Below are 24,875 nucleotides of genomic sequence, written 5' to 3'. Positions count from 1 at the left end.
ACCCTCCAGCCCTCCGGGGCCGGGGTGGCGCCGTGCGCCCTGCGTGGCCGGCGTGACGATCGGGACCTGCGTGACGGTGGGGGCCGGTGGGCCGCGTGTCGTTTCGGCGTACGGGCGCCCGGGTAGCACCCTGGACTGGTGACGTGTGCCTACCTGGGGAGGAACCATGCAGAGCCGGCTGCGGGTGCAGGGGCACCCGATCCAACCGATGCTGGTGACGTTCCCGTTCGGGCTCTTCGTGAGCGCGACCGTGTTCGACCTGACCGACGTGCTCGGCGGGCCGGCCTTCCTCGGTGAGGTGGGCTACTGGACGTCCGTGGCCGCCCTGGTCGCCGCCGCGCTGACCGCCGTGGCCGGCATGATCGACCTGTGGGACGTGCCGGTCGACCGGACCCGCCGCACGGCGATCACCTTCAACCTGGTGAACGTGGCGATGGCCGCGCTGTTCCTGATCACCTGCCTCGTCCGCGCGGACGCGCCGCAGCGGGGCGCCTCCGTCGTGCTGCTGCTCACCGAACTGGTGGCCCTGGGCATCGGCGCCGTCGGCGTCGCGCTGGGCGCCCGGCTGGTCCGCCGCTTCGACGCCGGTCGCCGGGCCGAGCCCACCACCTTCGACGCGCTGTCCAGCGCCCCCGACTCCACCGTCGACCTGGCCCACCACCGCCCCTGACCCCCCACCCCACCCGTCCCACCCCGCCTGCCCCGCCCACCCCACCTCGGCCGCCCTGGCGGCGCCGATCATGCAGTTTATGGTGGCCGGTTGAGGCCTGTTCACCCCTTTTGTAAGCACCGCTACTGCATGATCGACGAGTCGGGTCGGGCACGAGGTCGGGCGGGCGCGGGGCGCGGGGCTGGGGGCGGCTAGCGGGGGTGGGACTCGGCGTGGTGGGCGGCGAGGACGTCCGCGCCGAAGTCGCTGGCCGGGCGGCGCAGGACGGTGTGCGCGTGGTTGCCGTCGTCGGTGGTGTTGTCGTACTCGATGAGCAGGTCGTCGCCCTGCACGCGGTAGTAGTGGCGCTGGCCGGGCATCGTCGGGCCGGCCCAGGCGAAGTGCAGCTGCCCGGAGTCCAGCCGGCGCGCCTCCCGGGCCGCCAGCTCGGGTGGAAGCCGGTCCAGGTAGAGCGCCACGAGCTGGTCCAGCAGGGCCCGCCCGGTGGGCCCGAGCCGGTCGGCGGGCACCCCGAGCGGCTCCAGCGGCCCGTCCACCCGGGCACGGGTGGCGCTGATGATGTCCCCGGGCGCCTCGTCGGCGACGATCGCCGCCGTCCGGCCCGCCGGGCCCATCGCGTCGAGCAGGGCGCGGGCCAGGTCCTCCTCCACGCCCAGCGGCCGGGAGACCGGGCGGCTGGCGTACCGGACGGTGGCCGGGTTGGCGCCGAGGAAGATCGGCGCGGGGGAGACCTGGTCGGCCACCACGGTCATGCTCACCGAGAGGTGGTGCCCCTCCAGGCGCCACGCCCAGGCGTCGTCGCGGGCCGGGTCGCCGAAGACGGCCACCCAGTAGTCGCCGCTGTGCCGGCCCCGACGCCATTCCTCGGCCCGGTCCAGCACCTCCTCCAGCGCGACGATGGCCATCGCCTGGGCGTACGCCGGTGGGCTCAGCGCGGTGGCCAGCAGCCGGTGCGCGGCCTTGCGCCCGGCGCGGTCCAGGTCGGCCAGGCAGACCCCGGGCCGGGGTCGCGGCCGGTACTCGAGCCAGCGGCGGGCCGCCTCGTCGTCGAACCGGTGGGCGGCCTGGGCGCGGGCGGGTTCGCCCAGCGCGGCCAGCAGCGCCGTGGCGGCGGTGCGCATCTGTTCGGGCAGCGGATCCTCCACCGACCCTGTATACCGGGCGCGGACCGGATGCGCCGGGCGTCGGCGTCAGCCGGTCGGCGCGGCCAGCAGCGCGAGCATCTCGGGCAGGTCGAAGAAGCGGGCGGTCTCCACCGCCGACGGGTTGCCGTGGTGCGGGTCGGCCCCGGCGGCGAGCAGCGCCCGGACGGCCTCGGCGCTGCTGCGGAAGGTGGCGGCGGCCAGCGCCGTCTGGCCCCGGTCGTTGGTCCGGGAGTGGTCGGCGCCGCGGGCGAGCAGCGCGGCGACGGTCTCGGCATGGGCGTGGTACGCCGCGAGGATCAGCAGGGTGTCGCCCTTGTCGTTGGTCAGGTCGACTGGCAGCCCCGCGTCGACGTAGTCGGCCAGTTCGGCGGTGGCCCCGTCGCGGGCCAGGTCGAACATCCGGTGCGCGAACGCCAGCGTCTCCGCGTCGAGTTCCTCACTCACCGGTCCAGATTAGTCGGACGCCCCCTGGTACGTTGCTCGGCCGGCGTACCGGGGCAGGGGGCGATGGACGACAGGGTGTACGTGGGCAACGCGGGCGTGGACGGGGCGACGAACGCCGGCTGGCTGCTCGGCCACTTCATGCCGGCGGGCGACGCCCGGCACAGTGTCGACGTCGAGGTGAAGTGGGGGGTCCATCCGGCGGGGGAGGCGCGCTCCCGATGGGCCACGCAGGAGCGGCGTACGGCCCTGCTGGTGCTGGTCAGCGGCCGGTTCCGGGTCGAGTTGCCGGACCGGACGGTGGTGCTCGGCGAGCCCGGCGACTACGTGGTGTGGGGGCGGGGCGTGGACCACTCCTGGTACGCCGAGCGCGAGTCGGTCGTGTTGACGGTGCGCTGGCCGTCGATCCCCGGCTACCGGGTGGATCCGCCGGTCCGCCGTTGACGCGTCCCAGCCCCTGGGAAAGCATACTAAACCAATAGGGTTTGCAGCCTATGCTTGGTCGACGCACCGCCGAACCGCGAGGACCGCCATGGCCGACCGACGTCCACCCGACCTGCTCGCCACCGCCCGGCGGTGGGCCGCCGACCCCGCCCGCTGGCCGGTGCCGCTGAGCTTCGACCCGGTCTCCCGCTGGTACGCCCGGCTCGCCCACGAGACCGACCACGAGGTGTGGGCGTTGAGTTGGCTGCCCGGCCAGGGCACCGACCTGCACGACCACGGCGGCTGCGGCGGCGCGTTCCTGGTCGTCTCCGGAGTCCTGACCGAGGAGACGATCGGCGGGGGCGTGCTCCGCCCGCACCGGCTGCCGGCCGGGTCCGGACGTCGCTTCGGCCCGCGGCACGTGCACCTGGTGTCCAACCGGGACGACGAGCCGGCGGTGAGCGTCCACGCCTACCGGCCCGCACTGCGCCGGATGACCAGCTACCGGCTCACCGACGGCCGGCTGCGCGTCGCCGAGGTGGCCGAGGCCGGGGTGGCCTGGTGAGTGCGACGCCGTCGCGCCCGGGCCGCCCGCGATCCCCTGCGCGCCCGCCCCGCGCCGGCGGCCCGCCGTCATACGTGAACCGTCAGCAACCAGTGGAGGGAACGACCATGCCGCAGACCGACGACCCGCACGCGTGTCCGGCCCCGGTGGCGCCGCCGGGCTCCCGGGGCATCGACGAGATCCTGGCCGCCGCCCGGGTGCGGCTGGACCGGCTGGACCCGGAGCGCGCACACCTGGCGTACCGGGGCGGGGCCCTGCTGGTCGACATCCGCCCGGCCGCCCAGCGGGCCGCCCACGGCACCGTGCCCGGCTCGCTGGTGATCGAGCGCAACGTGCTGGATTGGCGGTTCGACCCCCGCTGTCCGGCCCGGCTGCCGCAGGCCGTCGGCTACGACCTGCGGGTGATGGTCATCTGTCAGGAGGGCTACACCTCCTCGCTGGCCGCCGCCGCCCTCCAGGATCTCGGGCTGCGCCACGCCACGGACGTCGTCGGCGGCTTCGTCGCCTGGCGGCTGGCCGGCCTGCCCGTGCTCGGCCCCACCCCGCCGCAGCCCACGTCCACCCCCGCGCCCCCGGTGACCGCCGGTCGGGCGCCGTCCTGACCGTCACGCTCCACCGGGCGTGGCGGCACCGCCGCCCAGGAGGCTCCATGTCCCTCGTCGCCATCCCCACCCGACACCACTCGACCGCGCGCCCCGAGCGGATCGGAGCGGTCCGACCGCGCTCCGCCCCGACCGTCACCATCACCCTCGACCTCGTCCCGGGGCCGGTGAGCCCCCGCCTGGCCCGGCTGCTGGAGCTGATCGGCGAACTCGCCGAGTCGGGGGAGGGGCGGCTGGGTCCCGGCGTCGCCGAGGACCGGCCGGCGGCGCCCCGGCCGGTGCCGGCCGTCGTGGACCCCCAGGCGATCCGGATCGCCACCGGCTCGCGGGTGGTCCACCAGGGCTCCCGCGTGATCCCGCTGACCCGCATCGAGTACGACCTGCTGCTGTTCCTGGTGGAGCAGCCCCGCCGGGTGTTCACGCGGCTCCAGTTGCTGAGCCGGGTGTGGGGCTACGAGCACGCGGTGGCGCGCACCGTCGACGTGCACGTCCGCCGGCTGCGCGCCAAGCTCGACCCGGACATGCCTGTGGTGACTACCGTCTACGGCGTGGGCTACCGCCTCGCCGACGAGGCCCGCATCGAGATCGAGCGCAGTCGCTGACGGCGCCACCCGCGTGGCGTGCCCGGCCCCGGGCGCGCCACGCCGCCGCGTCCGTGACCGCGGTGTCCCGTCGCCGGTACGCCGCGCGGCACCCCGGTCGCGTTCCCACGGCCCTCCGGAGGGTCGACGCGATCCACGCTCATCCATTCCCGGCGCACCCGCGCCGACCACCGTGAACCGGGCGGGGACCCCCCTATCGGGTCAACCCGGCGGCTCTGCTGTAATCATCAGGCTTCGTACGCAGAGCGAGCATCCGGCTCCGATGCGTTCGTCAATTGTCACATTCATGCAACGCAGCCGCCCCTTGACCCTCGCCCGGGCGCCGGGAAGCATCGATGGAGCGGCGTCCCGGGCCGTGGGGAGATACCCGGACCAGCCAAGGAGGACCATGTCGGTCAGCCCCGCCTCGTCGCGCGCCGGATGGCATACGTCCCAGCCCGCTGTTCCCGGACGACCCCCGGGGGGCCAGCGTCGCCCTGCCAACACCGCCGCGCCGATGCTCACGGTGACCCTGAACATCCCGTTGGCATCCGAGGAGTCGCTGACCGCGCCCGCCCGACGGCTGCTGGAGGCCGCCCGGGAGATGCTGGAACGCGGCGAGGGCACCATCATCACCGCCACCGTCGAACGCCGCCCCGACCCGGTGCCCGCCGGCCGTGCGCCGTCGCGCCCGGTCGCCGCCACCATCCCGACTCTGCACATCCTCGCCTCGTCCCGGTCGGTGCTGCGCGACGGCGAGCCGTTGCCCCTGACCCGGCTGGAGTTCGATCTGCTGCTGCACCTCGTCGCCCACCCCCGCCGGGTCTTCACCCGGTTGCAGCTGCTCAACGCGGTCTGGGGCTACGAGCACGCCGGCGTGCGCACCGTGGACGTGCACGTCCGTCGGCTGCGCGGCAAGGTCGGCGTCGACGTCCCGCTGGTCACCACCGTCTACGGCGTCGGCTACCGGCTCGCCGACGACGCCCGCGTCACCATCGACCGCAACGGCTGACGCCGCCCGCGCGAGCACCGGCCACCGCGCGAGCACCGCCCACCGCGCGAGCACCGTCCACCGCGCGAGCACCGTCCACCGCGCGAGCACCGTCCACCGCGCGAGCACCGGCCGTGCGAGCTGCTGGCCGCGTGAGCACCGGCCGCGTGAGCACCGGCCGGGCGGGCACCGGCCGCCGCGTCCCGGCCGGGGCCGCCGGCGGGGCACCATGGTCGGATGCGGATCCGACCCATCTCCCCGGAGCTGCTCGTCGCCGAGCTGACCGAGCGCCTCGCCGGCGCCGACACGCCCGGCCGGCTGCGGGTGGCCGTCGACGGCGCCCCGGCGGCCGGCCCGGACGAACTCGCCGCCGCGCTGGTCGACCCGCTGCGCGCGCTCGGCCGGCCCGTGCTGCACGTACGCGCCGCCGACTTCCTCCGCCCCGCGTCGGTGCGCCTCGAGTTCGGCCGGACCAACCCCGACGCGTTCTACGAGGGCTGGGTCGACGAGCCGGGGCTGCGCCGGGAGGTGCTCGACCCGGCCGGGCCCGGCGGCTCGGGGCGGGTGCTGCCCTCGCTGTGGGACGCCACCACCGACCGGGCCAGCCGCGCCGCGTACGTCGACCTGCCGCCCGGGGGAGTCGTGCTGGTCAGCGGGGCACTGCTGCTCGGCGGGGGCCTGCCCTTCGACGTCACGGTCCACCTGGTGCTCTCCCCGGCCGCCCTGGCCCGGCGCACCGATCCCGCGCAGCGGTGGACGTTGCCCGCCTTCGCCCGGTACGCCGACGAGGTCGCACCGGCCTCCTTCGCCGACGTCGTGGTCCGCGCCGACGATCCCCGGCACCCGGCGCTGGTGGAGTCCCCGGTGTCGCCCTGACGCCGTGGCACGGCGGAAAATAGTCGGTTTGACCGTCGGCGTGCCGGGGTATTCGCCCGGCTCACAGAGCGCGGGTGATCCGCCCGCGCGCAGACCACCACGGCGCCGGGCGCACGTACCCGGTGCCCCGGCGGATCCTCCAGGCCAGAAAGGCAGGCAGCGATGCTCGTCCACGACACGATCGGTACGGGCCGATCCCAGGCGGAGATCGACCAGATCCGGCGCTCCCTGCAGGCCCGCTACGACGAGATGTCCGCGGAGTACGAGCAGGCGGTGCTGCAGAGCCAGGTGCTGCGGCTGGTGGAGGTGGGTGACACCGCCGGTGACGACCAGGCCGACAGCGGCACCAAGACGGCGGAGCGGGACACCGCGCAGTCCCTGCTGCGGACCATCCTCGACCGCCGCGCCCAGTACGAGCACGCCCTCACCCGGCTGGAGGAGGGCACCTACGGCTTCTGCGAGGGCTGCACCTCGGCGATCCCCGTCGAGCGGCTGGAGATCTTTCCCTCCGCCACCACCTGCGTGCAGTGCAAGCAGCACCGGGAACGTCGGGCGGCCTGATCCCCACCAGCGGTTGCCGGTCGGTCCGGACCGCGGCGAGGTCGACTGATGGGTGAGATCAAGGTCGGCACCGCCTCCTGGACCGACCGGACCTTGTTGGACTCCGGCTGGTACCCGCAGACCGCCGACACCCCGGAGAAGCGGCTGGCGTACTACGCCCGCCAGTTTCCGCTGGTCGAGGTCGACGCCACCTACTACTCGCCGCCCGCCGAGCGGACGGCGAGACTGTGGGCCGAGCGCACCCCGGCCGGCTTCACCTTCAACGTCAAGGCGTTCAGCCTGCTCACCGGGCACCCGACCCGGGTCGGCGCGCTCTACAAGGACCTCCGGCCGGACACGGGGAAGAAGAACCTGTACCCGGACGACCTGCCGCCGCAGGCGTACGAGGAGGTGTGGACGCGCTTCCTCGCCGCGCTGGACCCGCTGGTCGAGGCGGGCAAGCTCGGCGCGCTGCTGTTCCAGTTCCCACCCTGGTTCACCATCAAGCGGGACAACAAGCAGTACCTGCTGGAGGTGGCGAAGCGCTGCGCCCCGCTGCGCCCGGTCTACGAGTTCCGGCACGCCTCCTGGTTCGACGGCGACAACGCCGACGAGACCCTCGCCTTCCTGCGCGAGCACCGGCTGTCGTACGTCTGCGTGGACATGCCGCAGGGGCACCGCTCGTCGGTGCCCCCGGTGCTCGCCGCCACCGCGGACCTCGCGGTGGTCCGCTTCCACGGGCACAGCGACAAGTGGACCAGCAAGGACATCCACGAGAAGTTCGGCTACCGCTACGCCGAGAGGGAGCTGCGCGACTGGGCGCCGAAGCTGCGCGAGCTGGCCGGCTCCGCCAGGGAGACGCACGTCCTGATGAACAATTGCTACCGGGACTACGCGCAGACCAACGCCGCGACCCTCGCCGGGCTGCTCGACGCGGCCTGAGCCGGGCGGTTCACTCCATCGGGGTGAGGGCCGCTCACCCCGGCGCCCCGCAGCATGGACGGTGTGTGCGGCCGACCGTGGCCGCGGCAGGCGACACCACGGAGGTGGGTGGAGATGACGGTTCGGGTGGTCCCGGGTCGACGACGCGGCCCCGTGCTGCACGTCGTCGGGTCGTCCCCCGACGCCCGGTGGGCGCCGCGCCCCGCCCGGGTCGGTCCGACCCGGCAGCCGCGCGGCCCGGTGGGGCCGCCGCGACGTGACGACGACCGACGGTGGGAGACCGACGTACGGGGGTGGACAGATGGCTGAGCAGCTGCATTCCGCGTTCGAGTCCTCGATGGACAAGACCAACCTGATCCTCAAGGACATCGAGCAGGCCTACGGCTGGCCCAAGGCGCAACGCAACCAGTCCTACTGCGCGCTGCGCACGGTGCTGCACCTGCTGCGCGACCGGATGCCGGTGCAGGAGAGCGTGGAGTTCGCCGCGCAGCTCCCGGTGCTGGTGCGCGGGATCTACTTCGACGGCTGGAAGCCGTCGGACGTGCCGATCAAGCTCAACCGGGACGACTTCCTGCTGGAGGTCCGGCAGGGCTTCCCGTACGACGCCGAGGGCGGGCCGGAGCGCGTGGTGCAGGTGGTGCTGGACACCCTGCGCCGCCACGTGACCCAGGGCGAGTGGGAGGACGTGAAGGCCACGATGCCCCGGGACATGGCGAACATGCTTCCCTGACGCGCCGCACGTCCGCGACGGTCCGCTCCGCCCGGCGGAGCGGACCGCGCGGCCGTTCACGCCGGCCGTACCGGGGTCAGGGGTCGGCCTGTCGTTACCAGAGGTCGAAGTGGAAGACCTCGAAGGCGGTGCCGTGGCGGACGCCCAGTCGGGCGCCGACGGGGCGGCAGAGCCCTTCGAGGAACTCCTCGGGGTCGAAGCTGCCGTCGCCCAGCCCGCTCAGGTACGCGTCGTGCGCCCGCAGCGAGGCCACGCCCCGCGCGAAGGTGTCGGTGACGTCCACCCCGTGCGCGGCGAGGGGTGAGGAGGCGGCCCAGACCTGGCGCACCCCGTTCCACGGCTCGATCCCGTCGACGAGCTGCTCCGGGAACACCCACCGGTTGCCGGCGTCGCGGACGGCGTCCAGCACTGCCCGGCCGGTGGCGATGTGGTCGGCCTGGTTGAGGGCGTACGCACCGTCCCAGGTGTCCCGGAAGTTGTTGGTGAGGACGATCTCGGGGCGGTGCCGGCGGACGACCCCGGCCAGGGCGCGACGCAGCGGCACGCCGTACTCCAGGACGCCGTCGGGCAGGCCGAGGAACTCCACGGTCTTCACCCCGACCAGGGCGGCGGACTCGCGTTGCTCCCGCTCCCGGACCTCCCTCGCCTGCGGCGGGGGCAGCGCGTCGATGCCGGCCTCGCCGCTGGTGACGAGACAGTAGACGACCTGTCTGCCCTGCGCCGTCCAGCGGGCGACCGCGGCGGCGGCGCCGAACTCCAGGTCGTCGGGGTGCGCCACGATCGCCAGGGCGCGCTGCCACTGCTCGGTCACCGGTTCCAGCGGGCGCGGCCCGGTCGGCTCGGTCATCGCCACCTCCTGCTCGGGCAGCACCATCCTGTCACCGTCGGGGCTGCCGCGCCGGGCGGCGCGAACCCCGGCGCCGTCGACGTCCGACCCGCACCGCGGGCTGCGACGTGCCTGCTGGCGTCCCTGGCCGGGCACGGCGAACCACCGGTGTGAACCGGAAAGGACGTCTACGGTGTGGTTAGAGAAGATCGCGTGTGGGGTACCACCCGCTGCACGACGGACCCCGGCGTAACGGCGGGGCGGCACATCCCTAGGGAGCACCGATGGCACTCAACGACGACGACATGCAGACCAGCAGCGGTGGCGGCCCCGAGGGCCCGGCCGACGGCGGCTCGACCCCGGGCCAGCAGGACGGTGGCGCCGACGGCGGTGCCGACCGCGGTGCCGAGCGTGGCGCCGACCAGGGCGCCGACCAGGGCGCGGAGGGTCCCGCCGACGGCGGTGCGACCCCGGGCCAGCACGACGGTGGCGCCGACGGCAGCGCGGAGGGTCCCGCCGACGGCGGTGCCACGCCGGGCCAGCACGACGGTGGCGCCGACGGCAGCGCCTGACGGATCGCCGTGACCGACATCGACCCGCCGGGCGGCGACGGCCGCCCGGCGGTCCCGTCCGAGGCTGCGGCCGCGCTCGCCCGCTGCGTGTCGGTCGAGCCGGCGAAGTTCGCCGCCGCCCACTGGGGACGCACCCCGCTGCTCTCCCGCGCCGACGAACTGCCCAACTCGGCCGGCTTCACCGACCTGCTCAGCCCCGCCGACGCCGACGAGCTGCTCAGCCGCCGCGGCCTGCGTACGCCGTTCCTGCGGATCGCCAAGGACGGCCAGCTCGTGCCGGCGGCCCGCTTCACCGGCGGCGGCGGCGCCGGCGCCGAGATCGCCGACCAGGTCCTCGACGAGCGGGTGCTGGAGCTGTACGCCGGCGGCGCCACCCTCGTCCTGCAGGGTCTGCACCGCACCTGGCCGGCCCTGACCGACTTCACCCGCGAACTCGGCACCGCCGTCGGGCAGCCGTTGCAGGTCAACGCCTACCTGACCCCCGCCGGCAGCCAGGGTTTCGCCACCCACTACGACACCCACGACGTCTTCGTCCTCCAGGTCGACGGCCGCAAGCACTGGCGGATCCACCCGCCGGTGCTGCCGGACCCGCTGGAGAAGCAGCCGTGGGGCGGCCGGGCCGACGAGGTCGCCGCCACCGCCGACGGGCCCGCCGCGCTGGACGTCGTGCTCGCCCCCGGCGACGCGCTCTACCTGCCCCGCGGCTGGCTGCACAGCGCGCAGGCCCAGGAGTCCAGCTCGCTGCATCTGACCGTCGGCGTCCGGGCGCTGACCCGCTACGCCCTGGTCGAGGAGCTGCTCGCCCTCGCCGCCGAGGACCCGCGGCTGCGCGCCACGCTGCCGTTCGGCACCGACGTCGCCGATCCGGACGCGATCGAGCCGGAGCTGACCGAGACGGTGGAGGCGCTGCGGGACTGGCTGCTGCGGGCCGACCCGGCGGCCGTCGCCGCCCGGCTGCGGCAGCGCGCCTGGCCGGCCGCCCGGCCCGCGCCCATCCGACCCCTGGCCCAGGCCGCCGCGCTGGCGGCGCTGGACGCCGACACCCGTCTCGCCCCGCGACCCGGCCTGCGCTGGCGGCTCACCCCTCGGGGCGACCAGGTCGCGCTCGTGCTGTTCGACCGCACGATCACGCTGCCCGCGTCGTGCGCGCCGGCCGTGCACGCCCTGCTCGGCGCCGGGTCCGTCCGGGTCGGCGACCTGCCCGGCCTGGCCGACGACGCCGACCGGCTCACCCTGGCCCGCCGCCTCCTGCGCGAGGCGGTGCTGGTCCCCGCCTGAGCGGGCCACCGCTTCGGCGGCGGGGCGACGACCTCGGCTGCCGCCGGCCGCGCGCCCGCCCGGCCGGCCGGCCGGCCGGCGACGGCACGGCGGCGGAGTCGTGGTTCAGCGGCCGGCGTCGGCACGGCGGCGGAGTCGTGGTTCAGCGGCCGGCGACCAGCAGCGCCACCGTGGTGACCAGCCCGGCGACGAGCACGACGGTCATCGGCCGGGGGCCGAGCACGGCGTGCCGACGGTCGGCGAGGACCTTCGCCGGCACCAGACCGACCAGCGGACCCAGCAGCGTCACCACCAGGGCCAGCACCGGCAGCCCGACCCCGAGCTCGCCGCCGTACCGCTCGCCCGCCGCCCGGGCCGCGCCACCGAGGGCGTACGCGAGCACCGCGCCCGCCACCCCGCACAACGCCAGCAGCGGGTTGACCGAGCCGGGCAGGTCACCCGGCTGGCGGGTGCGGTTGAGCAGGTCCCGCACGCCGGCCAGCAGCGGAGCCGGGTCGCCCGTCGCGCCGGGCACCGGCGCCGGTGGCCCGCCCGCCCGGCGACCCGAGCCGCCGAGCCGGCCACGCAGCAGTTGCCACAGGTCGGCGACCTCGGCGTCCACCCGTTCCTGCTCCTCCCGCGCGTCCACCAACTCCCGCTCCGCGCGCCGCAGCTCGGCCTCCGCCTCGGCGACGGCCCGCTCGGCCGCCGCGCACTGCTGGGCGTGCCAGGTGTGCGCCTCGGCCCGCTGGACGCGCACCCGCGCGCTCAGCTCGGCCAGCCGACGGATCTGGGCCGCGTACGACTCGCTGGTCACCGGTTCGTTCATCGCGCCGGCCCGTAGGGGATGATCACCTGGCCGGTGCGGTGCACCGCCCGATCGAAGAACAGCCCCCGCCAGGGGCGGGGATACCAGTCCGGGCCACCGGTGCCCGGATACAGCGACGAACCCAGCTCGCCGCCGTGGGCATCCAGCGCCACCCAGGCGCCGATCTGGTCCGTCCGGGCCGCCGGCCCGCCCAGGTCGGCCCGCATCCGGGCGACGCCGCGCCACCAGGCCAGCACGTGGGTGCGCCGCTCCGGCCCGTCGTGCAGGATCCGGCGCAGCTCCTCCAGCCCGGTGCGCCGGCCGATCCGCGTGGCCAACGCCCCGGCCGCCGCGTCGACGGCGAACAGCAGCAGGTAGTGCGGCATGCCCGGCGCACCGAGCCCCTCGGCGGTCTCGGCCATCAGCTCGCCGACCGTCTCCTCGTCGTACCAGGCGGCGTCGTCGGCGAGATCCTCGTAGAGGGACCGGGCGGCCGGGTCGGCGTCCGGGTCGAGGCAGGCGATTGAGAACCGGGCCGTGCCGGGGCGGTGCTGGCGGGCCAGGGATCGGGCCGCCGCGTCGAGCACCGCGCACGCCTCGTCCACCCGGGTGCCGAGCACCGCCAGGTTGCGGCCGGGAGCCCGGGGCAGCCGCAACGCCGCCGAGCGGGACTGCACGTCGATGATCTCGCCGAGCAGCGCGACCGGCGTACGCGGGTGCCCCGTCTCCGGCGCGGCCAGCGCCCGGAAGTCCGGCGCGTCGGCGAGGCGGGGGATCGCGTCGCCGTCGAAGAGCCGGGCCGGGGCGGCGTCCTGCGGGCGCATCCGCCACAGCCGGTGCTGCAACTCGCTCCACGTCTCCCAGTCGCTGGCCGACGGGATCCGGGCCACCTGGTTGCCCTCCGCCATGCCGGACTCCGCGTTGACCACCGCGTGGTGGCGCGGCAGGGACTGGGCGGCGTCGTTGCGCTCGGCGAGGATCCGCAGCGCCTTCGGCAGCGCGATGCGCAACGTGAACTGCGCGACCAGGGCCGGCCGGCCCCACAGCGCCTCGATGCCGCGTACGTCCTGCGAGGCGAGCACCAGATGGATGCCCTGGGACCGGCCGCGCCGGGCCAGGTCCTCCAGCAGGTCGGCGGCCTCCCGGGCGACCACGTCCCGCCCGGCCAGCAGCATCTGGAACTCGTCGACCACCGCGACGATCCGCGGCCAGTGCCCCGTGGGGTCGACCGCGCGCAGCTCCGCGAGCTTGGTGACCTCGTGCTTCTTCGCGGCGTCGGCCCGCCGGCGCAGCTCCTCGGCGAGGAAGCGCAGCAACGCCAGGCCGAACTCCCGGTCGGTGTTGACGTTGATGCCGACGAGTCGCATGTGCGGCAGCCAGCTCGGGTCCCGCCGGCCCTTGGCGAACCGGGCGAAGGACACCCCCTCCTTGAAGTCCAGCAGGTAGAACTCCAGCTCGGCGGGAGAGTAGCGGGCGGCCAGCGCGCCGATCCAGGCGAAGATCAGGTTCGTCTTGCCGGTGCCGGACGGGCCGCCGATCAACGCGTGCGGCGGGTAGTCGCCCAGGGTGAGCAGCACCGGCCGGCCGTGCGGCCCCTCGCCGATCGGGGCGGTCAGCCCGGTGGCGGAGTCCTCCCGCCACATCTGCTCCACCGGCGGCAGCAGGTCGGTGAACGGGGTCGGGGCGGGGCCGGCGTTGACCCGCGCCGCCACCTCCCGGCAGGTCTCGGTGACCAGGACCGGCGGGGGCGGCGGGTCGAGGCGTACGGGCAGGCCGTTCGGCCCGCCGATCCGGGCGCCGTCGGCGTGCGCGCCCACCCGGGTCACGGTGGGATCCTCGGGCAGCGACACGCCCCGCACCACCAGGTGCACGCCGCAGGCCGCCCCGGTGCGGACCACCCGGTCGAGCTGGCCGCGTTCGTGCCGCGACAGCTCGTCCCCGCCCAGCAGCACCGCCACCCGCCACGGCTCGGGCCGGCGACCGGTGGCGGCGGCCAGCTCACGCAGCGAGACGTACTCCCCGGCCAGCACCGTCTCGTTGATCCGGCGGATCTGCTCCACCAGGTCGTCGAGGAGCCGGGCCAGCCCGCCCGGGCCGACGAAGGTGAGCAGCCCGGCCGTGCCGAGGGGAGCGAAACCGGCCAGGCCGCCGCCCAGGTGCTCGGGGTCGTAGCCGACCAGCCGTACGGCGCCCGGATCGGCGCGCCCGACACTGCGCAGCAGCAGCGCCGACACCACCGCGTCGCAGCCCTCCCGGTCGTCCCCGGTCAGCTCGACGTGGCCGGCGTCGAGCAGCGGCACCAGCGCCGGAACCGGTTCGGCGCCGGGGATGCGTACCGTGCCGATGCGCAGCGCGCCCGGCGGTTCGGCCCGCCGGGTCGGGGTCGGCCGCCACCGCGTCCAGTCCGCGGAGGCCGCCCCGGGGGCCTCCCGCTGCGCCGCGTCCGCCGCCCGCCGGGCCAGCTCCGCGATCCGCGCGGCGTGCCGATCGTCGATCTCGGCCAGCCGCCGGTCGCGCTGCGCGCCCACCCGCTCCGGTACGACCGACGCGGCCCGCCGGACCTTCGCCAGCCGCTCCCGGGCCGTGGTCAGCTCGGCCTGCGCGCTGGACAGCCGGGTCCGGGTGGCGCCGAGGGCCTCGCCCAGCATGCCCCTGACCCGGGTGACCAGCTGACTCCGCCGGTCAGCCATCGACGCCCCGCCCGCGCGGGCCCGGGGTGCCGCCCGACGCCGGCCGGCCCGCGGGCGGGCTCGACCAGACGCGGCCGGCCGATCCGGGCCGTTCCGCGGCGGCACCATCGGCGGCCGGTCCACCGCGGCGCGCCGGCGCGCCGCCATCGCCCGTCGACCCGCCGGGTCGGCCGGCGGTCGCCGCCCGCTCCCGGGCCGCGGTCGCCTGGTCGTGTGCCGCCTCCGCCCGGTCCCGGGCCGCCGCGACCCGCTCCCGCGCGGCGGCCACCCGGCCCTTCGCGGCGGCGGCGCGTCGCTGCCACTCGGCGTCGTCGGCCCGGTCGCGGGCCGTCTCCGCCTGCCGGTCCCGCTCGGCGGCGGCGCGTCGCTCCCGGGCCGTCTCGGCCTGCCGGGCCCGCTCGTCGTCGGTGGGCAGGTCCCGGCCGAGCCGGGCCAGCAACACCCCGGTGAGCACCCCCGCGGTGACAGCCGGGTCGGCGGCGTGGGGCTGCTCCGCCTCGCCGCGCCGGGGCGGGGGCATCCGGCAGATCCGGGTCAGCAGGGTGTCCAGCACCGCGGGGGGCAGGCCGGGCAGCAGGTCCCGCACCCGGCCGTCCAGCTCGCGGTGCAACCGTCCGAGGTCCTCGGCGCGCGGCGGGTGCCCGAGCAGCTCCCCGGCCAGCTCGCGCAGCAGCGGCGGGGCGACCGCCGCCAGGCCGAGGCCGACGTCGGCGTGCGCGCGACGCAGCTCGGTGTGCAGCCGGTCGCGGTCGCCGGCGCGGACCCCGCCGACGACCCGGCGCAGCAGCTCCCGGGCGTCGTCGATCTTCTCGTCGGGCTGCTCGGGCGCGCCCTCCCGGCCGCCCGTCAGCTCGGCCACCCGTACCGCCCACCAGCGGCGGGGCGTCGTCCTGGCGGCCGGCTCCGGCGCCGGCTCCCCGGGGGCCGCCTCGCGCGGCGCGTCGTGCGCGGGCCGGCGCTGCTGCTCCTGCGGCCCCGGGGCGGGGGAGCCGTCGCCGGCCAGCCCGATCGCGGCGAGGTACGCCGAGAGCTGCTCCTGCGCGACGCGCAACGCGTAGCCAGCGGTCTCGGCGTGCTCGGTGGCGGCGGAGAGCTCCGGCACCCCCATCGGGTCGGCCGACTCCTGGCGGACCCAGCGCAGCCGCTCGGCGGCCAGCCCGAACTTCTCGAGCGCCAGAGCCAGCTGCGCGAGCGGCAGGTCATCGGCGGCGGCGCGGACCTGCGCGCCGACGTCCTCGACGATGGACACGGCCGAGCCTCAGAGCGTCGCGACGTAGAGTTGCGCCTGCTCGACGGCGACGAGTGTCGCGGCGAGGCACTCCTCCAGCTCCTGGCTGGCCTGGGTCAGCGAGGACTGGGCCGCCTCGACGGTCTCGTGCCCGCTGCCCTCCAGCGCGCCGGCCAGGGTCTGCTGCGCCTCGGCCAGCTTCTCCCCGGCCGCCTGCACGGCGCTCTGGCCGTCGCCGATCTGTTGGAGCGCGACATCGATGGCTGCCTTGAGCTCGGCGACGCTCGCCACGGCGAAACCTCCTGGGGGCGGGGAGGCCTCCATTAGAGCCTATCCCTCACGGTGAGAGAACATCCGCCCTGTCAGTGTTCCTGCCCCGCTGACCGGTTGTCGACCGGAAGCGCCGGTAGTCCGGTTGACGGGACTACCCGGGCGGTGCCGGCCGGTCCCGGAGCCAGCGTGGCCCGTACACCTCCGCGCCCTGCGCGACGACGCGTTCCCGCAGCTCACGGTCGGCGGTGACGACCAGCCGTCGGCGCTGCGGCGCGGCGGCGACCAGGTCGACGACGGCGTCGTCGCCGGACCCGGGCGCGGCCACCACCCGGACCTCGGCCGTGCCCGCCACGTCCCGCGCCCGGCCCTCCACCACCAGCACCACCTCCACCGGGGGCGGCAGCTGCGGGGGTAGCCCGGCGGCGGCCACCGGGGCCAGCGAGTCGCGCAGCCGGGCGGTCGCGCCCGCGCGGTCCCGCCACCAACCGTCCGGGCGGGATCCCACCACGTTGGCGGCGTCCACGATCAGCAGCGGCATCGTCGGCTCCATCCCGCCAGCCTCCCACCCACCGCCCGATGTGCAAGGAAGGGACCCTTCCGCCACCGCAGGCGTTGACAAGGGGGCCTTCCTCGCACATCGCCCGGGGGACCCTCGGGGCGGGTCGCGGCGCGGGTGGTGGCGTTTGTCGGGCGGACCGCCGGGTAGCCCCTGGCGACCGTCGCGCCCGACTGCGGAGGACAGACATGATGGGACCCGGTGACTTCGGCTCCGACCCCTGGGACGAGTTCCTGGCCCGGTACTTCGGCCGGGGCGAGGGTGGGCGCCGACCCGCGCACCGGGTCGACATCACCCGGCTGATGACCGCCGACGCCAGGGAGATGCTGGCCGACGCGGCCCGCCGGGCCGCCCAACGGAAGAGCAGCGACCTCGACACCGACCACCTGCTCTGGGCCGCGCTGCAACGCGAACCGCTGCGCGACCTCGTCCGGCGCGCCGGCGCCGACCCGGACACGCTGCTCAACGCGCTCGGTGGGCGCGGCGATGGCGCGCCCAAGGGCGAGGTGCCGCCCAACCTGTCGCTCACCCCCGCGGCCAAGCGGGCGCTGCTCGACGCCCACCAGCTGTCCCGGGCGATGGGCGCCAACTACATCGGCCCCGAGCACATCCTGATGGCGCTGCCGCTGAACCCGGAGTCCCCGGCCGGCCGGATGCTCGCCGCCGGCCGGATCCAACCCGAGTCGTTGCAGGCGGCCAGCGCCGAGCGCGGGCCGATGACCGGGCCGAAGCCCGACCGGGGCACGCCCACCCTCGACCAGTACGGCCAGGACCTCACCGACCTGGCCCGCAACGACCAGATCGACCCGGTGATCGGCCGGGCCGACGAGATCGAGCAGGCCGTCGAGATCCTGTCCCGGCGGACGAAGAACAACCCGGTGCTCATCGGCGAGGCCGGCGTCGGCAAGACCGCGATCGTGGAGGGCCTGGCGGAGCGGATCTGCGACGGCGACGTGCCGCAGACGCTGCTCGGCAAGCGGGTGATCCAGCTCGACCTGGCCGGCCTGGTGGCGGGAACCCGGTACCGGGGCGACTTCGAGGAACGGCTGAAGAAGGTCATCGACGAGATCCGGGCGCACCGCGACGAGCTGATCGTCTTCCTGGACGAGATCCACACCCTGGTCGGTGCGGGCGGGGCGGGCAGCGAGGGCGGCATGGACGCCTCGAACATGCTCAAGCCGGCGCTGGCCCGGGGCGAACTGCGGGTGATCGGCGCGACCACGCTGGACGAGTACCGCAAGAGCATCGAGAAGGACGCGGCGCTGGCCCGCCGGTTCCAGCCGGTGTTCGTGCCGGAGCCCACCGTCGACGACACCGTGGCGATCCTGCGCGGCCTGCGCGACCGCTACGAGGCCCACCACCAGGTGCGGTTCACCGACGAGGCGCTGGTCGCCGCGACCGAGCTGTCCGACCGGTACGTGACCGACCGGTTCCTGCCGGACAAGGCGATCGACCTGATCGACCAGGCCGGCGCCCGGGTCCGGCTGCGCACCCGCACCCCGGCGTCCGACGTGCGGGAGCTGGAGACACAGCTCGAGGAGGTACGCCGGGACAAGGAGCAGGCTGTCGCCGACGAGCAGTACGAGAAGGCGTCCGCGCTGCGCGACCAGCTCGCCGAGCTGGAGGAGCAGATCCGCCGGGCCCGGGGCGACGAGGACGGCCCGTCGCAGGTGCCGGCCGTCGGGCCGCAGGAGATCGCGGAGGTGGTCTCCCGCGCCACCGGCATCCCGATCAGCCAGCTCACCGAGGAGGAACGCGACCGGCTGCTGCGCCTGGAGGGCCACCTGCACGAGAAGGTGGTCGGCCAGGAGGACGCGGTCACCGCGGTCGCCGAGGCGGTCCGCCGCTCGCGTGCCGGGCTGGCCGACCCGGACCGCCCGATGGGCAGCTTCCTCTTCCTCGGGCCCACCGGTGTCGGCAAGACCGAGCTGGCCCGGGCCCTCGCGGAGGCACTGTTCGGCGAGGCCGACCGGATGGTCCGGGTGGACATGAGCGAGTTCCAGGAGCGGCACACGGTCAGCCGGCTCGTCGGCGCCCCGCCCGGGTACGTCGGCTACGAGGAGGCCGGCCAGCTCACCGAGGCGGTCCGCCGCCGCCCGTACGCGGTGGTGCTGCTCGACGAGATCGAGAAGGCCCACGCCGACGTGTTCAACATCCTGCTCCAGGTGCTCGACGACGGGCGGCTCACCGACAGCCAGGGCCGTACGGTCAACTTCAAGAACACCGTACTGATCATGACGAGCAACCTCGGCTCGGAACTGATCACCGGCGCCCAGCGCGCCGTCGGGTTCGGCACCGGCGCGGAGGGCGGCGAGCAGGAGCGCGACGAACTGCGCGAGCGCCTGATGCGCCGGCTCCAGGAGAACTTCCGGCCGGAGTTCCTCAACCGCATCGACGAGGTGATCATCTTCCGCCGGCTGGAGGCCGAGCAGCTGCGCCAGATCACCGGCCTGCTGCTGGAGGAGACCCGCCGCCGCCTGCACGCGCAGGACATCCAGGTCCACTTCACCACCGCCGCCGTCGACTGGATCGCCGAGCACGGCTACCAGCCGGAGTTCGGCGCCCGGCCGCTGCGCCGGGTCATCCAGCGGGAGGTGGACAACCAACTGTCCCGGATGCTGCTGGAGTCGGCGGTCTCACCCGGCCAGAAGATCACCGTGGACGCCCGTGACGGGCGACTCGCCTTCGACGTGACGGCCGGCGAGCGCGGCTACACCCCGGCCACGACGTCCCATCCCCGATGACCGGAGGTCGGACATGAGCGAACCCGAGGAGACCCGGGACGAGAGTGAGCGCAGCGATCCGATCGTGGCCCCGCCGACCGCCAACCCCGCCCGGGTGCGGATGCCGCCGGAGGGCGTGGGCCAGCAGGGCGAAGACCCGGAGCCGGCGGAGTCCGACCGCCGCCGTCGAGAGGAGGGCTGATGGTACGCGAGCAGCGGCTCGAACCCGAGGTGGAGGTGCTCTGGGACGACTTCCACGCCCAGGTGAACGTCCCGTCGGAGCAGTTGCGGCAGTGGTTGCTCACCCGCGGCTCCGGGGAGGAGTCGTTCGGGCCCGACCCGGACCTCGACCTGCCCGGGATGGGCCGGCGGATCCTGCGGGTGCTGGCCAAACGCAAGGTGGACCTCACGCCGGAGGACATCCGGTTGATGCGGGACGCGATCGACGAGATCCAGTCCCTGCTGGACGAGAAGCCGCCCCGCGGCAACGCCGACGACGAGTGGCGGCACGCCCTGCTCGACCTGGGCCACGACGTCCTCGTCGAACGCTGAGCCGGCGGTCGGGCGGTGCCCGGGAGGACCGGGCGCCGCCCGCCGTGGTCAACCGTGGTCGCTCTCCAGGCTGCCGATCGTCAGGCCCGCGGCGTCGGCCGCCGCCTCGCGGTCGGCGCGCGCCCGCTCCTCGCGGGTCAGCAGGTTGGCGTACTCCGTGACGTCCGCCGGGTCGGGCACCTCGGGCAGGCGACGCAGGAACGCCTCCACGTCGCGGGCGGCGGCGGTGTGCGTGGCGGCGGCCTGCCGGAGGATCTCCCGATCGTCGGCGGCGGGGTAGGCATCGGTCATGTCCGCCTGATACCCGGCGCTACGCCGTTCGCACCCCGTCGGCCCCGGCGGCCGTCAGCCGCCGCGCCCCGTAGCTCGGGTTGCGCAGCAGCCAGGCCAGGTATTCCGGGTGCGCCGCCAGCGAGTCGGTGTACGCGGCCAGCGCGAACTCCAGCACCAGTTCGGCGTCGCGGGCGGCGGGGGAGTCGGGATGCCAGCCCAGCATCAGCCGCCAGCGCAGCGGCGTCCCCGTCAGCATCCGGGTGACCAACCCGGCGACCGGGCGGAAGGTGGCCTGGCAGAGCGCGATCGCCTCGCCGGAGTCCACCATGTCGATGCAGCAGCGCACGTCGGTCTCGTACACCTTGCGGGGGGTGAAACCGGCGCGGGCGCAGGCGGCGGCGAAGCAGTCGCCGAAGCAGCCGTCGCCGGGGGCGGCGACCCACTGCTCGTGGCTCAGGTCCACCAGGCCCACCTCGGCGTGCCCGGCCAGCGGGTGCTGCTCCGGCAGCAGCACCAGCACCGGGTCGACGGCCACCTCCCGCCAGCTCAACCCGAGCTCGGCGGGCGGGGCCGCGTCGCCGCACACCCCGATCAGCGCGAAGTCCAGCCGGCCGCCCGCGACGAGCTGGGCCAGCTCGTCGGCCGACCAGGAGGCGTGGGTGGTGATCTGGGCCGGTGGGGGCTCTGCGGCGAGCCGGTGCACGAGCCGGCCGAGGATGGGGCTGTTCACCCCGCCGAACCGGTAGCGGCGGGGCGCGTCCCCGGCCCCGGCCAGCCGCGCCGCCTCGTCCTGCAGGCCCTTCATCGCCGGCAGCAGCACCCGCGCCCGGGCGAGCACCAGCTCGCCGAGGGCGGTCGGACGGGCGCCGCGGCGGTCCCGCTCGAACAGCGGCCCGCCCAGGGTCCGCTCGATGCGCTGGAGCTGGGCGGTGAGTGCCGGTTGGGCCAGGCCGAGCGTCGATGCCGCCTTGGTCACGCTCCCCGTCTCCGCGATCGCGCAGACCACCCTCAGGTGTCGCAGCTCCAGATTCATACCGTGACGGTATGACCCCGTAGCGGCCGACGGAAGGCCCTGAACGGATCAACGCCCCCCAATGTGTGCCCGATCTGCTCCGGCGCGCCGCGCCCGCGCCCGCCGCCGGCTCAGCCCGGCGGCCGCTCGGTGAGGTCGGCCAGGTAGGTGGGCCGGCCGGTGACGGCGTCGCGGACCTTGTCGACGACGCCCACCGCGGGCTCGACGACCCGGTTCCACGGCGGCGTCGCCGGGGTGCCGGGGTGCGGGCGCGTCGGCGCCGCCTCCTCGGCGATCTCCAGCCGGTTGCCCAGGCGGATCAGCTCCTCGGCGCTGGCCACCTCGCGCAGCGCCGCGACGAGCGCGTCGGCCTCCTCGACGTGGCGGTGGACCCGCGCGGCGACGTCGGCGAGCCCCTCGTCGGCGAGCGCCTTCAGGGCGGTCAGCAGGGCCCGGTCGTCCGCGATGGCCCGGTCGATCCGCTCCGCCGCGTCGGGCAGCGCGGCCCGGACGGCGGGCAGCAGGTACTGCTCCTCGGCGGACAGGTGCCGCGACAGCGCCGCCGTGAGCACCTCCAGGCCGCGCTCGGGGGCGGGCTCCGGGTCCGGGTCGGTGAGCCGCCGCAGCAGCTCCCGCAGTTGCCGGTGCTCGGCGTCGAGGATGTCGGCGATGCTGCGGCCGCCCGGCCGGAAGCCCTCGTCCTCTCCGGTCGGCGGCAGCGGTGGCAGGGGAACGGTCATGGTGCCCTCCTCTGTGGCGGGCGGTGCAGGTGGTGGGGAGCGGGTCGCGAGCGGCGGTACCCGGCGGCGTCGGCGGCGAAACCGCCTGGATCGGCCGCCGAGTGCCGGTCGATCCGGCTGGTATGAAGAACCGTTGACATCCTCCCCGCCCTAGAGGGCGCGGGTTCCCTGGGTCGCCCCAGGGGTTTCCTGCTTTATCGCCGACCGCCTCGTCCGGGAGGGTTCCCGTTGAGGTCTTACACCGGCTCCACAGGCAGCAGCCGCCAGCCCGGCGGCCAGGATGTTGCGTGCCGCGTTGACGTCGCGGTCGTGGGTGGTGCCGCACCGGCACGTCCAGGCCCGCACTTTCAGCGGCATGTTCCGCGCGACGGCTGCGCAGGTCGAGCACACCTTGGAGGAGGGGTACCAGCGGTCGATCACGGTGAGGTTCCGGCCGTACCAGGCGCACTTGTAGGTGAGCAGCTCGCGGAACTGGTGCCAGGCCGCATCGTTGATGGCACGGGCCAGGCGGTGGTTGCGGACCATGTTGCGCACAGTCAGGTCCTCGATCACGAGCGTTTGGTTTTCGCGCACGAGTCGAGTGGTGAGCTTGTGCAGGTGATCACGCCTGCGATCGCCGATGCGGGCGTGGACGCGGGCCACCTTGAGCCGGGCCTTGGCCCGGTTGTGGGAGCCCTTCTCCTTGCGTGCCAGCTCTCGCTGGGCGCGGGCCAGCCGAGTGCGGTCGGCCCGTTCGTGCCGGGGGTTGGCGATCTTCTCCCCGGTGGACAGGGTCAGCAGGTGCTCGAGGCCGGCATCGATGCCTACTGCGCTCTCGGCGGCCGGGAGGGTCTCGATCCGGTCCTCACAGAGCAGGGACACGAACCAGCGGCCGGCCGAATCACGGGACACGGTCACGGTGGACGGGGACTGCCCTTCGGGCAGCGACCTCGACCAGACGATGGCCAACGGGTCGGTCATCTTGGCCAGAGTGAGCTGGCCTTCTCTCCAGCGGAACGCGCTGGGGGTGAACTCGGCCGAAGCTCGCGACCTACGCTTGGCCTTGAAGCGCGGATAGCGGGCGCGCTTGTCCCAGAACGCCGCGAAGGCGCCTTGCAGATGCCGCAGCGTCTGCTGCAGCGGCACGGAGGAGACCTCGTTGAGGAAAGCCAACTCCTCAGTCTTCTTCCAAGCGGTCAGCATCGCGCTGGTCGCGTTGTAGTTGACCCGTTCCTGCCGCTGGTACCACGCCTCGGTCCGGGCGTGCAGGGCCAGGTTGTAGACCTTGCGCACACACCCGAACGTTCGGCTCAACAGCTCTTCCTGCTGAGCAGTCGGGTAGAAGCGGAACTTGTATGCCCGCTTCACCCTTGAGGTCACTTTCACAAGCTAACACGATAGTTTGGAACCGGACCTGCGGTATCCGTGCGGTACTTCTGTCGGCCTTGACGGCGACCCTGCCATCCCTGACCTGTCTTGCAGGAGGTCCCGTTCCCCCTCCCCGGCCCGAAGGCCCGGGACACTCACAGAAGGAGTCTGATGACGAGCGACTTCGCCCGACCCGACCCCACCGACGAGGTCGTCGACCTCTGCCGTGACCTGCTGCGGATCGACACCACCAACACCGGGGACAACGACACCAGCGCCGGGGAACGCCTCGCCGCCGAGTACGTGGCGGAGAAGCTGGCCGAGGTGGGCGTCGAGTCCGTCATCCACGAGTCGGCGCCCGGCCGGGCCAACCTGGTCGCCCGCATCCCCGGCACCGACCCGAGCCGCGGGGCGCTGCTGGTGCACGGCCACCTCGACGTCGTCCCCGCCGACGCCGACGAGTGGTCGGTGCACCCGTTCTCCGGTGAGCTGCGCGACGGCTACCTGTGGGGCCGGGGCGCCATCGACATGAAGGACTTCGACGCGATGGTGCTGGCGGTGGTGCGGCACTGGCAGCGCACCGGGGTCCGCCCGCCCCGGGACATCGTGCTCGCGTACACCGCCGACGAGGAGGCGGGCAGCGACTACGGCGCGCACTTCCTCGTCGAGCGGCACCGTGGTCTGCTCGACGGCTGCACCGAGGCCATCGGCGAGGTCGGCGGCTTCTCGTACTCGGTCAACGACAGCCAGCGGCTCTACCTGATCGAGACCGCCGAGAAGGGCATCGACTGGCTGCGCCTGCACGCCAGGGGCCGCCCCGGGCACGGCTCGATGATCCACGACGACAACGCGGTCACGGCGCTCGCCGAGGCGGTGGCCCGGGTCGGCCGGCACCGCTTCCCCGTGGTGGTCACCGACACCGTCCGGGCGTTCCTGGAGGAGGTCTCCGACCTGCTCGGCATCGAGCTGGACCCGGAGGACCCGGAGACCGCCATCGCCAAGCTCGGGCCGATCGCCAACATCATCGGCGCGACGATCCGCAACACCGCCAACCCGACCCGGCTCGCCGCCGGGTACAAGGACAACGTCATTCCCGGCCGGGCCACCGCCACCATCGACTGCCGCAGCCTGCCGGGGCAGTCGGAACTGCTGGAACGGCAGCTGCGCGAGCTGGTCGGTCCGGACATCGTCATCGAGTACCTCCAGCGCCAGCCGGCGCTGGAGACGACGTTCGACGGCGACCTGGTCGACGCGATGTCCGCCGCGCTGCGCGCGGAGGACCCGGGGGCGCGGCCGGTGCCGTACATGCTCTCCGGCGGCACCGACGCGAAGGCGTTCTCGCAGCTCGGCATCCGCTGCTTCGGCTTCGCGCCGCTGCGGCTGCCCGCCGACCTGAACTTCTCCGCGCTGTTCCACGGCATCGACGAGCGGGTTCCGGTGGACGGACTACAGTTCGGCGTGCGGGTTCTCGACCGGTTCCTCCGCACCTGCTAGCCCCCGCCAGGAACCCCG

28 protein-coding genes are annotated in these 24,875 nt (G+C 74.8%); 16 read left to right on the top strand and 12 right to left on the bottom strand.

The genetic code is table 11. The annotated features are described in order from the left end of the window. The first annotated feature begins 166 nt into the window (after window positions 1-166). Window positions 167-670, top strand: coding sequence for a DUF2231 domain-containing protein (locus ACPXCB_RS24675; protein WP_425877884.1), 504 nt, complete (start codon window positions 167-169; stop codon window positions 668-670). Between the two features lie 191 nt (window positions 671-861). Here ACPXCB_RS24675 and ACPXCB_RS24670 read toward each other — a convergent pair whose 3' ends face one another. Next, window positions 862-1,815 carry a DUF3500 domain-containing protein gene (locus ACPXCB_RS24670; RefSeq protein WP_425877883.1) on the bottom strand — a complete coding sequence of 318 codons (954 nt, stop codon included), beginning with the start codon at window positions 1,813-1,815 and terminating at the stop codon, window positions 862-864. Window positions 1,816-1,860: 45 nt separating this feature from the next. Beyond that, window positions 1,861-2,259, bottom strand: a complete 399-nt coding sequence (locus ACPXCB_RS24665; protein ID WP_132237950.1) for an ankyrin repeat domain-containing protein — start codon at window positions 2,257-2,259, stop codon at window positions 1,861-1,863. 63 nt (window positions 2,260-2,322) lie between these two features. Between ACPXCB_RS24665 and ACPXCB_RS24660 the strand changes: the two genes are divergently transcribed. From ACPXCB_RS24660 to ACPXCB_RS24620, 9 genes are all read left to right on the top strand, one after another. Continuing rightward, window positions 2,323-2,700, top strand: a complete 378-nt coding sequence (locus tag ACPXCB_RS24660; protein WP_425877882.1) for a signal peptidase I — start codon at window positions 2,323-2,325, stop codon at window positions 2,698-2,700. An 88-nt stretch (window positions 2,701-2,788) separates the two neighbouring features. Further along, window positions 2,789-3,244 carry a cysteine dioxygenase gene (locus ACPXCB_RS24655; protein ID WP_425877881.1) on the top strand — a complete coding sequence of 152 codons (456 nt, stop codon included), beginning with the start codon at window positions 2,789-2,791 and terminating at the stop codon, window positions 3,242-3,244. A 107-nt stretch (window positions 3,245-3,351) separates the two neighbouring features. After that, window positions 3,352-3,846 carry a rhodanese-like domain-containing protein gene (locus tag ACPXCB_RS24650; RefSeq protein WP_425877880.1) on the top strand — a complete coding sequence of 165 codons (495 nt, stop codon included), beginning with the start codon at window positions 3,352-3,354 and terminating at the stop codon, window positions 3,844-3,846. 47 nt (window positions 3,847-3,893) lie between these two features. Then, window positions 3,894-4,448: a winged helix-turn-helix domain-containing protein gene (locus ACPXCB_RS24645; protein ID WP_425877879.1), complete on the top strand. Its 555-nt coding sequence runs from the start codon at window positions 3,894-3,896 to the stop codon at window positions 4,446-4,448. A 388-nt stretch (window positions 4,449-4,836) separates the two neighbouring features. After that, complete coding sequence (locus ACPXCB_RS24640) at window positions 4,837-5,439, top strand: winged helix-turn-helix domain-containing protein (RefSeq protein ID WP_425877878.1); 603 nt, start codon at window positions 4,837-4,839, stop codon at window positions 5,437-5,439. Window positions 5,440-5,655: 216 nt separating this feature from the next. Next, complete coding sequence (locus ACPXCB_RS24635; protein ID WP_425877877.1) at window positions 5,656-6,294, top strand: uridine kinase; 639 nt, start codon at window positions 5,656-5,658, stop codon at window positions 6,292-6,294. 162 nt (window positions 6,295-6,456) lie between these two features. Continuing rightward, window positions 6,457-6,855 carry a TraR/DksA family transcriptional regulator gene (locus ACPXCB_RS24630; protein WP_425877876.1) on the top strand — a complete coding sequence of 133 codons (399 nt, stop codon included), beginning with the start codon at window positions 6,457-6,459 and terminating at the stop codon, window positions 6,853-6,855. A 48-nt stretch (window positions 6,856-6,903) separates the two neighbouring features. After that, window positions 6,904-7,776 (top strand): DUF72 domain-containing protein, encoded by an 873-nt coding sequence (locus tag ACPXCB_RS24625; protein ID WP_425877875.1) that lies wholly within the window; start codon window positions 6,904-6,906, stop codon window positions 7,774-7,776. Window positions 7,777-8,077: 301 nt separating this feature from the next. Continuing rightward, entirely contained in the window at window positions 8,078-8,506 is a 429-nt protein-coding gene (locus ACPXCB_RS24620; RefSeq protein ID WP_425877874.1) for a DUF2267 domain-containing protein, read from the top strand. Window positions 8,507-8,600: 94 nt separating this feature from the next. Here ACPXCB_RS24620 and ACPXCB_RS24615 read toward each other — a convergent pair whose 3' ends face one another. Continuing rightward, entirely contained in the window at window positions 8,601-9,380 is a 780-nt protein-coding gene (locus tag ACPXCB_RS24615) for a PIG-L deacetylase family protein (RefSeq protein WP_425877873.1), read from the bottom strand. Window positions 9,381-9,616: 236 nt separating this feature from the next. Between ACPXCB_RS24615 and ACPXCB_RS24610 the strand changes: the two genes are divergently transcribed. Continuing rightward, window positions 9,617-9,904 carry a hypothetical protein gene (locus ACPXCB_RS24610; RefSeq protein ID WP_425877872.1) on the top strand — a complete coding sequence of 96 codons (288 nt, stop codon included), beginning with the start codon at window positions 9,617-9,619 and terminating at the stop codon, window positions 9,902-9,904. A gap of 9 nt (window positions 9,905-9,913) precedes the next feature. Beyond that, window positions 9,914-11,182: a cupin domain-containing protein gene (locus ACPXCB_RS24605; RefSeq protein ID WP_425877871.1), complete on the top strand. Its 1,269-nt coding sequence runs from the start codon at window positions 9,914-9,916 to the stop codon at window positions 11,180-11,182. 142 nt (window positions 11,183-11,324) lie between these two features. Here ACPXCB_RS24605 and ACPXCB_RS24600 read toward each other — a convergent pair whose 3' ends face one another. From ACPXCB_RS24600 to ACPXCB_RS24580, 5 genes are all read right to left on the bottom strand, one after another. Next, window positions 11,325-11,990, bottom strand: coding sequence for a hypothetical protein (locus ACPXCB_RS24600; RefSeq protein WP_151454311.1), 666 nt, complete (start codon window positions 11,988-11,990; stop codon window positions 11,325-11,327). Continuing rightward, the gene (locus ACPXCB_RS24595) at window positions 11,987-14,659 is read right to left on the bottom strand and encodes an FtsK/SpoIIIE domain-containing protein (protein WP_425877870.1); all 2,673 of its coding nucleotides are present in this window, start codon (window positions 14,657-14,659) and stop codon (window positions 11,987-11,989) included. Before ACPXCB_RS24595 ends, ACPXCB_RS24600 begins: the two co-directional genes overlap by 4 nt. Further along, complete coding sequence (locus ACPXCB_RS24590) at window positions 14,652-15,908, bottom strand: hypothetical protein (protein WP_425877869.1); 1,257 nt, start codon at window positions 15,906-15,908, stop codon at window positions 14,652-14,654. Before ACPXCB_RS24590 ends, ACPXCB_RS24595 begins: the two co-directional genes overlap by 8 nt. A gap of 9 nt (window positions 15,909-15,917) precedes the next feature. Further along, the gene (locus ACPXCB_RS24585) at window positions 15,918-16,178 is read right to left on the bottom strand and encodes a hypothetical protein (RefSeq protein ID WP_089000636.1); all 261 of its coding nucleotides are present in this window, start codon (window positions 16,176-16,178) and stop codon (window positions 15,918-15,920) included. 133 nt (window positions 16,179-16,311) lie between these two features. Continuing rightward, window positions 16,312-16,710 carry a hypothetical protein gene (locus ACPXCB_RS24580; protein WP_425877868.1) on the bottom strand — a complete coding sequence of 133 codons (399 nt, stop codon included), beginning with the start codon at window positions 16,708-16,710 and terminating at the stop codon, window positions 16,312-16,314. Between the two features lie 194 nt (window positions 16,711-16,904). Here ACPXCB_RS24580 and ACPXCB_RS24575 point away from each other — a divergent pair, with 194 nt between their 5' ends. From ACPXCB_RS24575 to ACPXCB_RS24565, 3 genes are read left to right on the top strand one after another with little or no spacing between them, the layout of a single operon-like run. Continuing rightward, window positions 16,905-19,460, top strand: coding sequence for an ATP-dependent Clp protease ATP-binding subunit (locus tag ACPXCB_RS24575; protein WP_425877867.1), 2,556 nt, complete (start codon window positions 16,905-16,907; stop codon window positions 19,458-19,460). Window positions 19,461-19,473: 13 nt separating this feature from the next. Then, window positions 19,474-19,641, top strand: coding sequence for a hypothetical protein (locus ACPXCB_RS24570; RefSeq protein WP_425877866.1), 168 nt, complete (start codon window positions 19,474-19,476; stop codon window positions 19,639-19,641). Continuing rightward, entirely contained in the window at window positions 19,641-19,991 is a 351-nt protein-coding gene (locus ACPXCB_RS24565) for a DUF3140 domain-containing protein (RefSeq protein ID WP_425877865.1), read from the top strand. Before ACPXCB_RS24570 ends, ACPXCB_RS24565 begins: the two co-directional genes overlap by 1 nt. A 48-nt stretch (window positions 19,992-20,039) precedes the next feature. Here the strand turns inward: ACPXCB_RS24565 and ACPXCB_RS24560 are convergent, their stop codons facing one another. From ACPXCB_RS24560 to ACPXCB_RS24545, 4 genes are all read right to left on the bottom strand, one after another. Beyond that, window positions 20,040-20,282 carry a hypothetical protein gene (locus ACPXCB_RS24560; RefSeq protein ID WP_132237913.1) on the bottom strand — a complete coding sequence of 81 codons (243 nt, stop codon included), beginning with the start codon at window positions 20,280-20,282 and terminating at the stop codon, window positions 20,040-20,042. A gap of 19 nt (window positions 20,283-20,301) precedes the next feature. Further along, the gene (locus ACPXCB_RS24555) at window positions 20,302-21,297 is read right to left on the bottom strand and encodes a LysR family transcriptional regulator (RefSeq protein ID WP_425877864.1); all 996 of its coding nucleotides are present in this window, start codon (window positions 21,295-21,297) and stop codon (window positions 20,302-20,304) included. Between the two features lie 110 nt (window positions 21,298-21,407). Beyond that, window positions 21,408-22,016 carry a hemerythrin domain-containing protein gene (locus ACPXCB_RS24550; RefSeq protein WP_425877863.1) on the bottom strand — a complete coding sequence of 203 codons (609 nt, stop codon included), beginning with the start codon at window positions 22,014-22,016 and terminating at the stop codon, window positions 21,408-21,410. Window positions 22,017-22,166: 150 nt separating this feature from the next. Beyond that, on the bottom strand, window positions 22,167-23,375 hold the full coding sequence (locus ACPXCB_RS24545) for an RNA-guided endonuclease InsQ/TnpB family protein (protein ID WP_425877862.1): 1,209 nt from the start codon (window positions 23,373-23,375) through the stop codon (window positions 22,167-22,169). A gap of 159 nt (window positions 23,376-23,534) precedes the next feature. Here ACPXCB_RS24545 and ACPXCB_RS24540 point away from each other — a divergent pair, with 159 nt between their 5' ends. Next, window positions 23,535-24,857, top strand: coding sequence for a M20/M25/M40 family metallo-hydrolase (locus ACPXCB_RS24540; protein WP_425877861.1), 1,323 nt, complete (start codon window positions 23,535-23,537; stop codon window positions 24,855-24,857). Window positions 24,858-24,875: the final 18 nt, after the last annotated feature.

Source organism: Micromonospora sp. DT62 (genome assembly GCF_049847285.1).
Classification (GTDB): domain Bacteria; phylum Actinomycetota; class Actinomycetes; order Mycobacteriales; family Micromonosporaceae; genus Micromonospora; species Micromonospora reichwaldensis.
Note: the sequence above shows the minus strand (reverse complement) of the source record. Positions and strands in the feature narration are given on the sequence as shown.

What these genes read in the sequence shown, in the direction of transcription:
- ACPXCB_RS24675 (WP_425877884.1), top strand. Translation starts at nt 167, where the DNA reads ATGCAGAGCCGGCTGCGGGTGCAGGGGCACCCGATCCAACCGATGCTG.
- ACPXCB_RS24660 (WP_425877882.1), top strand. Translation starts at nt 2,323, where the DNA reads ATGGACGACAGGGTGTACGTGGGCAACGCGGGCGTGGACGGGGCGACG.
- ACPXCB_RS24655 (WP_425877881.1), top strand. Translation starts at nt 2,789, where the DNA reads ATGGCCGACCGACGTCCACCCGACCTGCTCGCCACCGCCCGGCGGTGG.
- ACPXCB_RS24650 (WP_425877880.1), top strand. Translation starts at nt 3,352, where the DNA reads ATGCCGCAGACCGACGACCCGCACGCGTGTCCGGCCCCGGTGGCGCCG.
- ACPXCB_RS24645 (WP_425877879.1), top strand. Translation starts at nt 3,894, where the DNA reads ATGTCCCTCGTCGCCATCCCCACCCGACACCACTCGACCGCGCGCCCC.
- ACPXCB_RS24640 (WP_425877878.1), top strand. Translation starts at nt 4,837, where the DNA reads ATGTCGGTCAGCCCCGCCTCGTCGCGCGCCGGATGGCATACGTCCCAG.
- ACPXCB_RS24635 (WP_425877877.1), top strand. Translation starts at nt 5,656, where the DNA reads ATGCGGATCCGACCCATCTCCCCGGAGCTGCTCGTCGCCGAGCTGACC.
- ACPXCB_RS24630 (WP_425877876.1), top strand. Translation starts at nt 6,457, where the DNA reads ATGCTCGTCCACGACACGATCGGTACGGGCCGATCCCAGGCGGAGATC.
- ACPXCB_RS24625 (WP_425877875.1), top strand. Translation starts at nt 6,904, where the DNA reads ATGGGTGAGATCAAGGTCGGCACCGCCTCCTGGACCGACCGGACCTTG.
- ACPXCB_RS24620 (WP_425877874.1), top strand. Translation starts at nt 8,078, where the DNA reads ATGGCTGAGCAGCTGCATTCCGCGTTCGAGTCCTCGATGGACAAGACC.
- ACPXCB_RS24615 (WP_425877873.1), bottom strand. Translation starts at nt 9,380, where the DNA reads ATGGTGCTGCCCGAGCAGGAGGTGGCGATGACCGAGCCGACCGGGCCG.
- ACPXCB_RS24610 (WP_425877872.1), top strand. Translation starts at nt 9,617, where the DNA reads ATGGCACTCAACGACGACGACATGCAGACCAGCAGCGGTGGCGGCCCC.
- ACPXCB_RS24600 (WP_151454311.1), bottom strand. Translation starts at nt 11,990, where the DNA reads ATGAACGAACCGGTGACCAGCGAGTCGTACGCGGCCCAGATCCGTCGG.
- ACPXCB_RS24595 (WP_425877870.1), bottom strand. Translation starts at nt 14,659, where the DNA reads ATGGCTGACCGGCGGAGTCAGCTGGTCACCCGGGTCAGGGGCATGCTG.
- ACPXCB_RS24580 (WP_425877868.1), bottom strand. Translation starts at nt 16,710, where the DNA reads ATGGAGCCGACGATGCCGCTGCTGATCGTGGACGCCGCCAACGTGGTG.
- ACPXCB_RS24575 (WP_425877867.1), top strand. Translation starts at nt 16,905, where the DNA reads ATGATGGGACCCGGTGACTTCGGCTCCGACCCCTGGGACGAGTTCCTG.
- ACPXCB_RS24570 (WP_425877866.1), top strand. Translation starts at nt 19,474, where the DNA reads ATGAGCGAACCCGAGGAGACCCGGGACGAGAGTGAGCGCAGCGATCCG.
- ACPXCB_RS24565 (WP_425877865.1), top strand. Translation starts at nt 19,641, where the DNA reads ATGGTACGCGAGCAGCGGCTCGAACCCGAGGTGGAGGTGCTCTGGGAC.
- ACPXCB_RS24560 (WP_132237913.1), bottom strand. Translation starts at nt 20,282, where the DNA reads ATGACCGATGCCTACCCCGCCGCCGACGATCGGGAGATCCTCCGGCAG.
- ACPXCB_RS24555 (WP_425877864.1), bottom strand. Translation starts at nt 21,297, where the DNA reads ATGAATCTGGAGCTGCGACACCTGAGGGTGGTCTGCGCGATCGCGGAG.
- ACPXCB_RS24550 (WP_425877863.1), bottom strand. Translation starts at nt 22,016, where the DNA reads ATGACCGTTCCCCTGCCACCGCTGCCGCCGACCGGAGAGGACGAGGGC.
- ACPXCB_RS24540 (WP_425877861.1), top strand. Translation starts at nt 23,535, where the DNA reads ATGACGAGCGACTTCGCCCGACCCGACCCCACCGACGAGGTCGTCGAC.